Source organism: Flagellimonas iocasae (assembly GCF_042682725.1).
In the GTDB taxonomy this organism is placed as follows: Bacteria; Bacteroidota; Bacteroidia; order Flavobacteriales; family Flavobacteriaceae; genus Flagellimonas; species Flagellimonas iocasae.
The window spans coordinates 190,629-203,943 of record NZ_JBHUHU010000001.1; the positions used below are offsets into that span (position 1 = coordinate 190,629).

Annotated in this window: 14 protein-coding genes and 1 riboswitch; of the genes, 7 read left to right on the plus strand and 7 right to left on the minus strand. The window is 41.8% G+C overall.

Annotated elements, in window-relative coordinates:
• Positions 1 to 68 precede the first annotated feature (68 nt).
• Positions 69 to 782, plus strand: a complete 714-nt coding sequence (pgl, locus tag ACFSJE_RS00825) for a 6-phosphogluconolactonase (protein WP_379829078.1) — start codon at positions 69 to 71, stop codon at positions 780 to 782.
• Here the strand turns inward: pgl and ACFSJE_RS00830 are convergent.
• From ACFSJE_RS00830 to ACFSJE_RS00855, 6 genes are read right to left on the minus strand one after another with little or no spacing between them, the layout of a single operon-like run.
• Positions 779 to 1,324, minus strand: a complete 546-nt coding sequence (locus ACFSJE_RS00830) for an acyl-CoA thioesterase (RefSeq protein ID WP_379829079.1) — start codon at positions 1,322 to 1,324, stop codon at positions 779 to 781. The two genes, pgl and ACFSJE_RS00830, sit on opposite strands and share 4 nt — an antisense overlap.
• Positions 1,321 to 1,689, minus strand: a complete 369-nt coding sequence (locus ACFSJE_RS00835; protein ID WP_379829080.1) for a 6-phosphogluconate dehydrogenase — start codon at positions 1,687 to 1,689, stop codon at positions 1,321 to 1,323. The genes ACFSJE_RS00830 and ACFSJE_RS00835 overlap by 4 nt, the downstream gene beginning before the upstream one ends.
• Before the next feature lie 3 nt (positions 1,690 to 1,692).
• On the minus strand, positions 1,693 to 3,039 hold the full coding sequence (locus ACFSJE_RS00840; RefSeq protein ID WP_379829081.1) for a DNA recombination protein RmuC: 1,347 nt from the start codon (positions 3,037 to 3,039) through the stop codon (positions 1,693 to 1,695).
• 60 nt (positions 3,040 to 3,099) lie between these two features.
• Positions 3,100 to 3,879 carry an ABC transporter ATP-binding protein gene (locus ACFSJE_RS00845; RefSeq protein WP_379829082.1) on the minus strand — a complete coding sequence of 260 codons (780 nt, stop codon included), beginning with the start codon at positions 3,877 to 3,879 and terminating at the stop codon, positions 3,100 to 3,102.
• Entirely contained in the window at positions 3,879 to 4,910 is a 1,032-nt protein-coding gene (locus ACFSJE_RS00850) for an iron chelate uptake ABC transporter family permease subunit (RefSeq protein ID WP_379829083.1), read from the minus strand. The genes ACFSJE_RS00845 and ACFSJE_RS00850 overlap by 1 nt, the downstream gene beginning before the upstream one ends.
• On the minus strand, positions 4,911 to 6,068 hold the full coding sequence (locus ACFSJE_RS00855) for an ABC transporter substrate-binding protein (protein ID WP_379829084.1): 1,158 nt from the start codon (positions 6,066 to 6,068) through the stop codon (positions 4,911 to 4,913).
• Positions 6,069 to 6,123: 55 nt separating this feature from the next.
• A riboswitch (cobalamin riboswitch) is annotated at positions 6,124 to 6,356 on the plus strand.
• Between the two features lie 69 nt (positions 6,357 to 6,425).
• Here ACFSJE_RS00855 and ACFSJE_RS00860 point away from each other — a divergent pair.
• The gene (locus tag ACFSJE_RS00860; RefSeq protein WP_379829085.1) at positions 6,426 to 8,288 is read left to right on the plus strand and encodes a TonB-dependent receptor plug domain-containing protein; all 1,863 of its coding nucleotides are present in this window, start codon (positions 6,426 to 6,428) and stop codon (positions 8,286 to 8,288) included.
• A gap of 27 nt (positions 8,289 to 8,315) precedes the next feature.
• Here ACFSJE_RS00860 and ACFSJE_RS00865 read toward each other — a convergent pair whose 3' ends face one another.
• Positions 8,316 to 9,806: a S41 family peptidase gene (locus tag ACFSJE_RS00865; protein WP_379829086.1), complete on the minus strand. Its 1,491-nt coding sequence runs from the start codon at positions 9,804 to 9,806 to the stop codon at positions 8,316 to 8,318.
• Between the two features lie 204 nt (positions 9,807 to 10,010).
• On the opposite strand from ACFSJE_RS00865, the gene ACFSJE_RS00870 reads away from it, so the two are divergent.
• The 5 genes from ACFSJE_RS00870 (at position 10,011) to ACFSJE_RS00890 (ending at position 13,308) form a co-directional block, all read left to right on the plus strand.
• Positions 10,011 to 10,520, plus strand: coding sequence for an RNA polymerase sigma factor (locus ACFSJE_RS00870; protein WP_379829087.1), 510 nt, complete (start codon positions 10,011 to 10,013; stop codon positions 10,518 to 10,520).
• Positions 10,507 to 10,941 (plus strand): hypothetical protein, encoded by a 435-nt coding sequence (locus tag ACFSJE_RS00875; RefSeq protein WP_379829088.1) that lies wholly within the window; start codon positions 10,507 to 10,509, stop codon positions 10,939 to 10,941. The genes ACFSJE_RS00870 and ACFSJE_RS00875 overlap by 14 nt, the downstream gene beginning before the upstream one ends.
• Positions 10,942 to 10,954: 13 nt before the next feature.
• Entirely contained in the window at positions 10,955 to 11,494 is a 540-nt protein-coding gene (locus tag ACFSJE_RS00880) for a DUF4252 domain-containing protein (protein ID WP_379829089.1), read from the plus strand.
• 109 nt (positions 11,495 to 11,603) lie between these two features.
• A complete protein-coding gene (locus ACFSJE_RS00885) occupies positions 11,604 to 12,143 on the plus strand; it encodes a DUF4252 domain-containing protein (RefSeq protein ID WP_379829090.1) in 540 nt (179 codons plus the stop codon).
• Between the two features lie 196 nt (positions 12,144 to 12,339).
• A complete protein-coding gene (locus ACFSJE_RS00890; protein ID WP_379829091.1) occupies positions 12,340 to 13,308 on the plus strand; it encodes a M57 family metalloprotease in 969 nt (322 codons plus the stop codon).
• Positions 13,309 to 13,315: the final 7 nt, after the last annotated feature.

Consider the following 13,315-nt stretch of genomic DNA (forward strand, 5'->3'; position numbering starts at 1 on the left):
TGTCAGTTCGGGGTGTCATCCTGAGCGTAGTCGAAAGAAAAGTCGAGAACGAATGAAATCAAGGTCTAATGGAGTTAAAAATATATAGAGACAAGCAAGAAGTAGCAGAACAGTTTTCAGCCTATTTTGTGGAGAAGGCAAATACAGGGAAGCCATTTCATGTGGCCCTTTCCGGAGGAAGTACTCCAAAAATTGTGTTTGATGTGTTGGCTGCTAACTTTTCGGATAAGATGGATTGGAGCAAGGTTCATTTTTATTGGGGTGATGAGCGTTGTGTACCGCCAACCGATGATGAGAGCAATTACAAAATGACGGTGGAACACCTTTTCTCCAAAATTGATGTGCCCGAAGCCAATATCCATAGGATTCGTGGAGAAGAAGAGCCAAATACTGAAGCGATATGTTATGCCAATCTGTTGGAAATCAATTTGAATGAGGTAGAGGGAACTCCCCAATTTGATTTGGTCATTTTAGGCATGGGTGATGATGGACACACTGCATCCATTTTTCCGCATCAAATTAATTTGTGGAATGCCGAAGACCATTGTGTGGTGGCCACGCACCCAGAATCTGGCCAGCAGCGGGTTTCCATCAATGGTAAAGTCATTAATGCAGCCAAAGAAGTCGCTTTTTTGGTCACTGGTGCCTCAAAAGCGAAAAAAGTGAAGGCTGTGGTGGAAAAAACCGAAGGTTCAAAAGAGTATCCGGCCACTTTGGTTGACCCAAAATCTGGAAATTTAGTCTGGTTTTTGGATGAGGACGCAGCAGCAGACCTTGACTAATCCAAATCCATTTGAGCATTTTCACCTTCCAAAAACTCCAAAAACTCATTCACCTTAAAGTTGGTCGATTCATATCTGCTGTCACGACTGAAGGCAGACTGTTTCCGTTCCTTACTTCTGGCAAAACGACGGATATCCTGTTTGCTTTTTAGAATCAATCCGGGTACCGTTTTGTTTTTGCCATCTTTTCCTTTGGAAACCATAGTGAAATAGGAAGAGTTGCAGTGCTTGACCTCTCCGGTGGTCACATTTTCAGATTCCACCCGAACTCCAACCACCATGGAAGTTTTTCCGGTGTAATTGATGGAAGCTTTCAGCGTGACCAGCTCACCAACTTCAATGGGGTTTAAAAAATCCACCCGATTGACGGATGCGGTAACGCAGTAACTCTGCGAATGCTTGGAAGCACAGGCAAAGGCAATTTGGTCCATAAGATTAAGGATGTGCCCACCATGAACTTTTCCCCCAAAATTGGAATGGGAGGGAAGCATCAGTTCGGTAATGGCGACCCTGCTTTCTTTGGACGATTTAAATTTTTTCATTGATTTCTAAATAGGGGTGACGGCTCCATTTGTACCTCGGTGATGAAGTATTTGGTATCGCCCAACCAGAAAAAGGTGGCGTACCGTTCTTTGTAGGTCACTTTTATATAATTTCCTTGATATTCTTTCATCTTTTCAATGATGTCCGCTTCCTTGTCCTCCACAGAAAATGAAAATACATTAGTTCCGGAAAGCCCTTGACTGATTTGGCCTTCCCAAGTTTTGACCAAAACCCCTTTGCGGCTGAATTTGATCAATTCGCCAGAACGATACCCTTCACTGTAAGGCACGTAGTAGATAAAGGCAAAATAGCCAACCACTCCAAGCACAATCACAGAAATGGCAATAAATAGAATCTTTTTCACGGGTTATAGTTCAAGTTTTGGATTTTCCTCAAAATCGTCCTCCTCGGCTCGCTTTAAAATTGGTTCTGGCAAGGCTTTTTTGGCTTTGGCTCCCATGGTTCTTAACTTTTCAATACTGGTCACAATATTACCTCGACCATCAAACAACTTGTTCATGGCATTCTTATATTCTCCTTTGGCATCGTCCATCTTTTTCCCTACTTGGGTCAAATCGCTCATAAAACCAACGAACTTATCGTAAAGAGCTCCAGCTTGTCGAGCAATTTCTAGGGCATTCCGTTGTTGTTTTTCATTACTCCACATGGTATCGATGGTTCGTAACGTGGCCAACAAGGTGGAAGGTGTAACAATAACAATATTTTGCTCAAAAGCTTTGTTGTAAAGCGAATTGTCTTCATTCACGGCAATTGCGAAGGCGGGTTCAATTGGAACAAACATGAGCACAAAATCCGGACTTTCCATTTCGTAGAGATCCTCATACTTTTTGGAGGATAGTTGTTCTACGTGCCGTCGCAGTGAATTGATATGGTCTTTCAAAAATTTAGGTTTGTCATCTTCATCCGCATTGGTGAAACGTTCGTAATCGGTAAGCGACACCTTGGAATCCACCACCATTTTTTTGCCATCGGGTAAGTGAATGATAACATCGGGCATTACCCTGCCGCCTTCTTCTCGGGTAAAGCTTTGCTGAACGCTGTATTCCCTATCTTTCTCTAAACCAGATTTTTCCAACACCCGTTCCAAAACCAGTTCGCCCCAATTTCCTTGCATTTTACTGTCCCCCTTTAGAGCTTTGGTAAGGTTTTCCGCTTCTTGGGTAATTTTTAGGTTTTGGCTCTGTAGATTGAGCAACTGCTCTTTTAGAGCAGAGTGGATGCTGATGTTTTCTTTTTGGGATTTTTCCACCTTCTCCTCAAACTCTTTAATTTTTTTATTGAGTGGAGTGAGGATGTTTTCAATATTTTCTTTGTTACTCTTGGTGAATTTCTCGCTCTTTTCCTCCAAAATCTTGTTGGCCAAGATTTCAAATTCCTTGGTGAATTTTTCCTGAAGCTTTTGTACTTCCTCCTTTTGTTCGGTATTGATACGTTGCAGGTTTTCTAAATCGGCTTGGTAGCGGACCAGTTGGTTACCTTGTTGCTCCTTTTCGGATTGGAGTTGTTTTTTCTCTTCATCACTAAATAGAAGTTTATCATTTAGTGATTTGATACTGGCATTTAACTGTTGTTCCCGTTCTCCCCAAACACTTTCGTTGGATTTAGTCTTTAACTTTTGAATATAGATGCCCACAAACAACCCTATGGCAAGGGCCAAAACGCCAATAATAATGTAAATCAATTCAGTGCTCATAACGATTTCTACAGGATAAAGATAACAGATTCCAATCGATGCAGGGAAGGGAAAATGAACTTACTTATTCACTTTAAACGAACCGGTCTTGGCATCAAACTGTACCATTTCCGAAGGAAATAATTGCTCAAAATGTTTTTGTTCAATCAATTCGCAAGGGTTACCAAAGGGATTGGTGTTGCCGTCCAAAATCAGGATTTTATCGCATAGCTGAATGGCCAAATCAATCTCATGGGTAGTAAAAATGATGGTCTTATCATTTTGGTGGGCCAGTTGTTGGAGCATTTTCAGAATCTGAACTTTATGATAAAGGTCCAGATGCGTTGTAGGCTCATCGAGCAGGATTAAAGGGGTATCCTGAGCCATGGCACGGGCTATCAAAACGCGCTGCAATTGACCATCACTTAACTCATGACATTTAGAAAATCGAAGCTTTTCCAGCAAAAAGGCATCCATGCTTTTTTGGATGTGTTCTTTGTCTGAAGAAGTCAATGTTCCAATCCAATTGGTGTAGGGTTGCCGTCCCAAAGCAATCAATTCTTGAACCGTCAAGTTTTTGGAGGCAGGTTGTTCTGTCAGTACCACGCTCAATTTTTGCGCGAGTTCTGGCGGTGAATGTTTTTCAAGTGCCTTGTTTTGGATGTCAATGGTACCGTCCAATTTGGGTTGAAAGTTGGCCAAAGTCCGTAATAAGGTGGATTTGCCAACACCATTGACACCAACAATTGCGCAGAGTACCCCCGGTTCTAAGGTGAAACTGATGTTTTTGGCAACCGCTTTGCTACCGTAACCAACGATCAATTCTTTCAGGGTGATTATGGAATTCTTCTGTTCAACCATTAGAACATCATTTTTCGTTTGCGTACCAAAAGCCATATCACTACTGGAGCGCCTACCAACGAAGTTATCGCATTGATGGGTAGCACGTTGGCTGTATTGGGTAATTGAGCCAGTGTGTCACACAACAACATCAAAATGGCACCATACAAAAATACGGCTGGAATCAAGATGCGGTGTTCCATCGTATCAAAAATTTGTCGCGTGAGGTGGGGAACTGCCAATCCCACAAAAGCAATCGGTCCTGCAAATGCAGTAATACCGCCCGCTAGTACACCTGTAGCAATAATAATGACCAATCTTGATTTTTTCAGCGAAACCCCAAGGCTCAATGCATAATTTTCACCCAATAAAAAGGCGTTGAGCGCTTTGATGGATAAGATGCAAAGCAAGGTTCCCAAAAGTACGATGCCACTCAAAAGCAACACTTGTTCAGAAGTAAGGTCGCCCACACTTCCAAAAGACCAAAAAATAAAGCGCTGAAGACTTTCGGCACTTGAAAAATAGGCCAAAACGCTTACTAAGGCCGAAGTTATACTACCAAACATCAACCCAATGATCAATAGCGCCATGGTATCTTTAATGCGCTGCGCCACCAACATCACAACGAGCAACACCAAAAAACTACCTACACTGGCGGCAACGGCCATTGAGAAATCACTTAAAAAAGCGATAGAGGTCAATCCTGTTAAGAGCGAAGTACCCATCAGCAATAATGCAGCTCCCAAACTGGCGCCTGAACTAATGCCCAAAACAAAGGGTCCCGCCAAAGGATTCCTGAACAACGTCTGCATCAACAACCCGCTTAAAGACAATCCACCCCCCACCAAAATGGCGGTAAACGCCTTGGGAATTCGATACTCCCAAATAATGTACTGCCATGAAGGCACATCCACTGGGTTGCTTAGTAGAGAGGATAGCGTGGCCCCAAACGGAATGCTGACCGACCCCGAGCTGATGTTCAGCAGCCATGCGAGCAATAAGGCCACAAAAATCAGCGCAAAAGAAAATCGATATGATTTTGTTGAGCGCATTTAGCGTAGGGGTTTAAAGAAATGTGGTTTGTAATCAGGAAGCAAATCTGGATGAAGAATGTGAATAAGATCTTTCAAAACCAAATCAGGTCGTTGTGGGGCCAATTCGTAGAAAATTAGTCCACCCTTGTCACCTTTTTCAATCGCATTGGAAAAGATATTTTTTTTGGAAAATGCCTTAAACTGTTGGTAATGGGCGTTGGCCAGCTTCACTTCTTCATACGTAGTATGCGAGGACGGATTGAACCAAAAATCGGCCTGTTGGCCTTTCTCAAGTACAGCCTCCAAACTCAATCCGATGCTTCCGGTATTTTCGGTTTCACTCCAAATGTAATCCGCATTGGCATCGGTTAAGAATTGCGCCATCCAGCTTTTTCCTCCGGCCACGTACCAAACATCTTTGTACAATCCACCAGTTAAAACAGTAGGTTTTTCCGTTGCTTGTTGCGCCAGTATTTTTGCATCAGTATATGCGGTTTCAATTTCCGAAAAAATGCGGTCCGCCTCTTCCTCCTTTTGAAAGAAGGGGGCAAAGAATTTAATCCATTCCGCTTTTCCCAAAGGAGTTTGCTCTACCCAATCCCCATTATAAACCACTGCAATTCCGGACTGCTGAACCGTACTATACGCCTTGTTCGTGTCGTTTATCCCAAAGCCTATGACAACTTCTGGGTTGAGTTCCAGTACCATTTCGGTGTTGATGTTTTCATTGGTTCCCAATTCCTTTATCTGGCCATCTTCCACCAATTTTCGGGCTTCTTCCGAAGAAATCAAGTCTGTATTGGGAAATCCAACCACGGTATTCAAAACACCAAGTGCCTCCAAGGAAGGAATATGTGTGGTGGATGTGACCACCATGCGCTGAACAGGAGTGGCAATGATGGCATCATAGGCATCCCTTGGTAATGTCATAGAGGGCATTTTTTCCCGGGGAACCAACGCGTATGTAAAACTTTTTTTGGCTCCGGGCCATGCCGAAGTAACCTCAATTTCGGTAAAATCAGTGTTCTTTTTGATGGTGAAACCCGTAGCATATTGAATCCCAGATTCTGAGGTGCTTTGTTCAAGGGGAAGTTCCTTTTTTTTCTCACCACAACCGATGAATAAAATCAAAACGAACCCACTCAAGAAGAGATGTAACAGCCGATTTTTAACCATAGCCCCAAAAGTAATATTATTTAACTTTTGCAAGAAAAGATTAAACAGATTGATTACATTCGTGCTGAATTTTGGTTCATGAGAAGCCCTTGCTTCCCATGATTAAAAGGGAATCCGGTGCAAATCCGGAGCTGTTCCCGCAACTGTAAGCTGTGCCGAATCGGCACTGATGTTTTGAGCATCAGTACGTAGGAGGTGCTTGCCACAACTTCAAAACCACTGCCCAATGGGTGGGAAGGTCGTTGGCAAGACGCAAGTCAGGAGACCTGCCAAATTCAAACAAACAATGTTAAACTTTCGGGATAAAAGTTTACGTATGGGTATCATACTATTCTCCCGTTTATTCTCGTAAACGAAATGAAAAAAAGTTATTTATGGGTATCTGCCGCTATTTTGGCAGTTCATGGGCTTTCTGCGCAGGAACAGCAGAAAGATTCCATTCCACTGCAAGAACTGCAAGAAGTGGTGGTGAGCGATTCCAAATTTGAATTGAAACGTGAAAATTCCGGAAAAACGGTGATAAAAATCACCGCGCAAGAGCTGGAGCGAAACCAAGGGCGAACGGTGGCCGAAATCATTAATACCAAGAGCGGTATTGAAATTGCCGGAAGTCGTGGTCGAGATGGCGATGTCTTGGGTGTTTTTGCGCGCGGTGGTCGTGGAAAACAGGTTTTGGTGCTGATTGATGGGGTTCGGGTTTCTGACCCTTCTACATTTTCGCCGGAATACGATTTGCGGTTGTTGTCGCCATCGACCATTGCCTCGATTGAAATCATTAAAGGAGCAGCCAGTACCCTTTATGGGACTAATGCGGCTACGGCGGTCATCAACATCACCACAAAAGGGAGTGCCAAAAAGCCCATTGCCGGAACTTTTCAAAGTAGCGTAGGGACCAGTCAAACCGCGGAGGACCAAAATTACAATCTGGGCAATTTTGCCAATTCGGCGTCCGTTAACGGTACTCTGGACAAATTCAGCTATGTTGTTGATTTTTCAAATCGGTATAGAAGTAGACTTTCTGCATCGGTAACCCCCGAAAATGAGGAAGATGTTTTTTCCCATTTCAGCACCAATACACGATTTGGCTATCAATTCTCCAAGGATTTTCAGGTTTCTTTATATGGAAATCAGACCAAATACAGCAATGAATATGATGCTTCCTCAGCGGATGCTCCAAACCTGGGCAAAAGTGACCAAAAAAGGGTTGGAGTGTCTTCCTCTTTTGGCTACGGAAAGGGTTCAATTCAATTGAATGCCGCCTACACGGATTATGAAACCAATTCTAGGGACACCTTTGGTGAAAGCACCACGGAAGGGAACAATATTGTGGTGGACCTGTATAATAAATATGTTTTTGCGGATAGCTGGCACACCATTTTGGGGGTGAACTACAGCAAGGACGAGGCGGTTTTTTCCGATGATGCGGAGTTCACTATTCTGGACCCCTACGCGAATGTGGTCTATGTCTCCGATTTTGGTTTAAACTTGAATGTGGGCGGACGATTGAATACACATTCGGAATATGGAAACCACTTTGTCTATAATGTTAACCCATCTTACGTTTTTTCCACTTCGGAAGGGTATGTGAAGCTGTTGGGCTCGTATGCGACTTCGTACATCACGCCCAATTTAACCCAACTGTTTGGCGCTTTTGGTGGTAATCCTGACTTGGAACCTGAAGAAAACAGAACACTTGAAGGAGGAATTGAGTACACTATCAATACAAAGTTTAGGGTGAGTGCCTTGTATTTTGACCGAAACGAAAAGAACACTATTGGATACGATCAGAATTTCATGAGTATTAACCTTTCGGATGAAATCAATGCAAATGGGGTAGAGGTTGAAGCTTCTTGGCGTCCTTTCGATGCCTTGACTTTGGATGCCAATTACACCTTTACGGAAAGAAAGGGTGATAACGCCATCCGAATTCCAAAACACAAAGCCAATTTGAATGTGGGATATCAACTTTGCAAAACCACCAATTTGACATTGAATTACGCCTACACTGGAGAACGATTCGATACCGACTTCAATACCTTTACAGATGTTGCTTTGGAATCTTTTTCCTTAATCAATCTGTACATTGGGCATGAACTTATCCCCAATAAACTCAATTTGTTCTTAAGTGCAGACAATCTGCTTAATGAAGAATACACGGAAATCCTTGGTTATACTACGCTGGGACGGAATTTTAGGGTCGGGATGGACCTTAATTTCTAAGAGAAAAGCGGCCATTGGCCGCTTTTTTTATTCTTTGGTGAAATCCAATTGGGTAAAATCGATATCCAAAGGTTTGTCCAAATACATATTGTCTTTGGCAGCGGTCTGAAATCTTGAACTGGCAAAGGATTTTGCGGGCATTTGCGCTGAAAAGCTCACTTTGCTGGCAACTCCAGTAATTTCTTCAAGGGCACGGGCTAAAAGTGGCTCGTTGGTATCGCCAAGCACACCTAGATTGGCCAAATCTTCTACAAGGGTAATATCAGGAACAAGACCGCTGGTGTAATCATAAAAACCATCTGCATTTTCATTTCTGCCCACCAAAGGTTGGATACCCCAACTATTGTCTGGGTTAATTTCATCCTCACGGTCACTGGCATAAATAAAAGCATTGTCGATATCATCTACCAATGTGATGGAAAATTCGTTTTTGCCTCGTGTGGTTTCGCCAATATGAATGACATCTACATAAGGAGCAAGACCATTCATGACCAGTTCACTAGCGGAGGCTGAGTCATTGGTTGCAATGACAAAAACCCTATCCAGATTGAGTGAGTTGATAGCACTGGAACCTGTGGAATTGGCAAAATAATCTGACAGTTGTTCATCGCTGAGCTGCGCCTGTACCTTGGCGTTCCAGCGTTGTCTTATGTATAGGTCGCTGGTATTGGTACCGTAAACCATACTGGCCAAAAGACGGGAAGTATTTACAGAACCCCCGGGATTGTAACGCATGTCCAATACCAGTTCAGTAGCGCCTTCGGCTATAAATTCCCCAAAAGCAGCGTTGAGTTGTTCGTTAAAGTTGCTCAAAAAGCGGTTATACATTAAATAAGCGACCTTGGTTCCGTTCACATCAAGGGTTTCGGCCACCAAAATGGGGTCTTCAACCTGATTTTCAACCTTGGTTAGGGCCACCTCTGTAGCATTATCCACAATCTCATTGCCTACAATATCCGCCATCCCTAAGGTATAGCTGGTATTGCTTCCATATAAAAGGCTGACGTAATTATTGATGGTCAATTGTTGTCCATCAACCCGGGTGAAAATATCCCCACGTTGAATTGCTTTTGTTGAAGCATCGGAATTAGGGACAATGTAAATAACGTATCCAAAAATATCATCGCTGCCGCTAAATCGCACAAGATTGAATTCCAATCCATTACTTCGGGACACCCCAGATAGATTATTGACCAATTCCGAATAGTCGCTATTCAAAAAACTGAAACGGTCCTCATCAAAAAGAAGCACGTCAAAGAAAAAATCTTCGGGGCCTGGAGTGGCCTCCAAAAAATCTGTGTATTGCTGGTTCGATGTAAACCGGGTATCGGAAAGGTCATTCACATCACCTTGCCAAAAATACCAGAGGTTCATGGCCTGCCACATAAAATGCTGTGTAATGGCATCGGAACCTGGAAGAAGTTGTGGGGTTTCCCCATTTTTAATCTGGTTGTCATCATTACTGCAAGATACCATCAGCAACGACAACCCCAAGAACAAAAGAACATATTTTTTCATAGCAACGTTTTTCGGAATACCTCAATATTCATTCCATTATAAAAGAGGTTGGTAAGTTAGGTGGCGATTTTAAAAATTCTTACGAATTTCGAGTACAAAATAGGTACATAAAAGCAGATTACAAATTTTTTGTAACAATTTTCGATATGCGTCGTCGTGATAATGTAGGTCGATAAATAAGACCTGAAACAACGAAAACAACCAATGAAACAAGCTGAATTTTTAAACGTGGTGATGCCCTTTAAGGACAAACTCTACCGACTGGCAAAACGCCTTCTGGTGTCGAGGGAGGAAGCGGAGGATGCCACCCAGGAAATTTTGCTGAAACTATGGTCGAGAAACGAGTCGATGGGAGAGTACAAAAACGTAGAGGCCTTTGCCATGACCATGACCAAGAATTTTTGTTTGGACCGATTAAAATCCAAACAAGCCGGTAACCTAAAATTGGTGCACAGCAATTATAGCGACGAAAGTACCTCATTACAACGCCAATTGGAGGCGGAGGACAGCGTAAGTTGGATGGAACGCATCATGAAAGAATTACCGGAGCAGCAGAAAATGGTATTGCAACTGCGCGATGTGGAGCAATACGAATTTGACGAAATATGTGACCTATTGGATATGAAACCCACCGCAGTACGGGTGGCATTGTCCAGAGCACGAAAAACAGTAAGAGAAGAATTGATAAAAAAACATAGCTATGGAATTGGATAACATAGAAAAATTAGTGGAAAAGTACTTTGAGGCCAACACTACGGTGGCCGAGGAGGAACAGCTCCGGGATTATTTTTCGCAAGAGAAGGTGGCCACGCATCTTGAGCAATATAAGCCCATGTTCAACTACTTTTCCATCGCCAAGGAAGAACGCTACACCAAGCAGGTTCCATTAAAACCCAGTGTAAACTATTACAAGTGGATTTCCGTTGCAGCGGCGGTAGTTTTGACCTTCGGCATCTATTTTGGTAATCAATACCAAGAAAACAAGCGTTTGGAGCAAGAAAAGGCAGAATACGCTTACCAAGAAACCAAAAAAGCTTTTGAACTCTTAGCGGAGAACTTTAACAGAGGTACCGAAAAGGTGGCCTACCTAAAAGAGTTTGAAGAAGCAAAACAAAAAATTTACAACAACAATTAAAAATCGAAAAAAGATGAAGAAGTATATTTTAATCCTATTGATGACTGCACTACCCCTTGCCGGATTTTCACAGTCCTTGTTCGACAAGTTCGAGGATATGGACGACGTAACCTCAGTGGTAGTGAACAAAAGTATGTTCAACCTATTGGCAAAGATTGATGTGGAGGTGAACGACCCTGAAGCCAGGGACTTTATGGACATTGCCAGCAGTCTTAAAAGCTTAAAGGTGTTTACCACGGACAATGAACGAATAGGTTCTGATATGAAATCTTCGGTGGACAGTTATTTGAGGTCCTCAAAAATGGAAGAGCTTATGCGTGTGAAGGACAAAGAAGCCAATGTAAAGTTTTACATTAAACAAGGTAGGGATGATGACCACGTAAGCGAACTGTTGATGTTGGTCTCCGATATTAGCAATATTGAAGCCGATGGCAGAAAAATTGAGACCGTTCTGTTATCCCTTACAGGTGATATCGATTTGAACAAAATCAATTCATTGACCAAGAAAATGAACCTTCCCGAAGAGTTGAACAAAGCAGGGAAGAACAACTAAAAGGTTGTATCTGTTGACAGTGATTGGTAGGGTGTAACAAAACACCAAAAATAGCTACCAATTGCTGTCAGCCGATTTATAGTAAAGCAATCAATCAAAAAAAGAACAAATGAAACATTTTATAAAAAGCGTTTTGGTAGCAGGGGTCCTACTTTTGGCCTCCTGTTCCTCGCAACAAAGCCTGCAGGAATACTATGTGGATAATTCAGAAAATCCGAATTTCATTTCCATTGACGTTCCTGCCAGCATTCTAAAAATGGATGCTGTGGATTTAAATCCAACGCAGAAAGAAGCCGTGGAATCACTACGGAAATTCAATCTTTTGGCCTTTAGAAAGAATTCGGACAATGCGGCCGAGTTTGAAATGGAACGTAAAAAGGTTCGGGAAATCCTAAAAGGAAATGATTTTGTGGAGTTGATGAAAATCAATTCAAAGTATGGCAAAGGCGTGATCAAATATTTGGGTGATGAGGAGGCCATTGATGAGGTCATTATCTATGGGGACAGCGACGACAAAGGTTTTGCCTTGGTCCGTGTTTTAGGCAAGGATATGAATCCTGCACACATTATGCAGTTAATGCAGGCCATCCAAAAATCGGATTACAAAGGAGAAGGACTGGGTGAAATCGGCGATTTCCTTAAAGGATAAAAAAAACATCAATCAACAAACGAAGAAAAGGGTAGCAGATGCTGCCCTTTTTTATTTACTAGACTATTCAAAACTAAGGAGGTCAAAGTGTTATTTGGTTTTTGAACTTTTCTTAGTTGATTAAAGATAATTCTTTATCTTGGGATAAGATTTTACTCAACCTCCCGAATTTTATCTAACTTTTTAATTTTAAAAAATGAAGAACTTAACAAGAGTTATGGTGTCTTTTGCTATGCTTACTTTGCTGGCATGCACTACCGAAATGAAAGAGGATGAGAACCTGCTTTCAGAACAAGAACTAAATGATTTAGTTGATGATTACAAAGAACTTTTTTTAGTTGAAGATTATACAATGTCTAAAAAAGAATTGGAATCTTTTCAAAAAGAAGGATTTGCAGGGGAATATGTTCGTATTTTCAATTCAAGGGATACAAGAACAGGAGAAGTCTCAAAGGTATATGAGATAGGAAAAGACGTCTATATAAAAGAAAATGACTTGTTTAGACATTCAAAAATTGACAAAGGAGATACAAAATTAAACTTTGAAACAGGAAATGACCTGATTTCTCACTACCGAACAACTAATTTGGTTACGGTTAACAACGGAGTGAGAACTATAGAAATTAAGGCTATTAATTTTTTTTATTTCCAAAATATGGATCATGTTGCCGAAGGTTTGATACAGGCAGTTGAAAATTACAATAACTTAAATCTTGGAATACAATTTGATTTAAATTTTTATACGATACGTACTTTGCAAGAATCTTGGCCCCTTTATACCCCAGGTATCAATGCTGTTATCCATAACGGTAGTGGTAGCAATGTGCCAGGTGGGATTGCGGTATTTCCAAGTTCAGGAAATCCAGGCAGCGAAATAAGAATAAATGCGGCGACAAACAACGAGTCAATAAATGTTAATGAACATGTGGTTACTCATGAAATTGGACATTGTTTGGGGATGAGGCATACAGACTTTTTTAATAGAGCGATATCATGTGGTTCTGGTGGAAACGAAGGCAATGCAGGTGTGGGTGCAATTCATATACCAGGCACTCCTGCACAGGTGAATATTGATGTGAATTCTGTTTTCCTATCTTGTTTCAGTTTATATACCAATGGCGAATTCAGTAATACTGATATTTTAGCATTGAATGCTTTGTATTAGTATTTGA

Excerpts from the sequence above, each read along its gene's own strand:
- ACFSJE_RS00890 (WP_379829091.1), top strand. The coding sequence starts at position 12,340 with ATGAAGAACTTAACAAGAGTTATGGTGTCTTTTGCTATGCTTACTTTG.
- ACFSJE_RS00840 (WP_379829081.1), bottom strand. The coding sequence starts at position 3,039 with ATGAGCACTGAATTGATTTACATTATTATTGGCGTTTTGGCCCTTGCC.
- ACFSJE_RS00845 (WP_379829082.1), bottom strand. The coding sequence starts at position 3,879 with ATGGTTGAACAGAAGAATTCCATAATCACCCTGAAAGAATTGATCGTT.
- ACFSJE_RS00865 (WP_379829086.1), bottom strand. The coding sequence starts at position 9,806 with ATGAAAAAATATGTTCTTTTGTTCTTGGGGTTGTCGTTGCTGATGGTA.
- pgl (WP_379829078.1), top strand. The coding sequence starts at position 69 with ATGGAGTTAAAAATATATAGAGACAAGCAAGAAGTAGCAGAACAGTTT.
- ACFSJE_RS00885 (WP_379829090.1), top strand. The coding sequence starts at position 11,604 with ATGAAACATTTTATAAAAAGCGTTTTGGTAGCAGGGGTCCTACTTTTG.
- ACFSJE_RS00850 (WP_379829083.1), bottom strand. The coding sequence starts at position 4,910 with ATGCGCTCAACAAAATCATATCGATTTTCTTTTGCGCTGATTTTTGTG.
- ACFSJE_RS00870 (WP_379829087.1), top strand. The coding sequence starts at position 10,011 with ATGAAACAAGCTGAATTTTTAAACGTGGTGATGCCCTTTAAGGACAAA.
- ACFSJE_RS00855 (WP_379829084.1), bottom strand. The coding sequence starts at position 6,068 with ATGGTTAAAAATCGGCTGTTACATCTCTTCTTGAGTGGGTTCGTTTTG.
- ACFSJE_RS00860 (WP_379829085.1), top strand. The coding sequence starts at position 6,426 with ATGAAAAAAAGTTATTTATGGGTATCTGCCGCTATTTTGGCAGTTCAT.
- ACFSJE_RS00880 (WP_379829089.1), top strand. The coding sequence starts at position 10,955 with ATGAAGAAGTATATTTTAATCCTATTGATGACTGCACTACCCCTTGCC.
- ACFSJE_RS00875 (WP_379829088.1), top strand. The coding sequence starts at position 10,507 with ATGGAATTGGATAACATAGAAAAATTAGTGGAAAAGTACTTTGAGGCC.
- ACFSJE_RS00830 (WP_379829079.1), bottom strand. The coding sequence starts at position 1,324 with ATGAAAAAATTTAAATCGTCCAAAGAAAGCAGGGTCGCCATTACCGAA.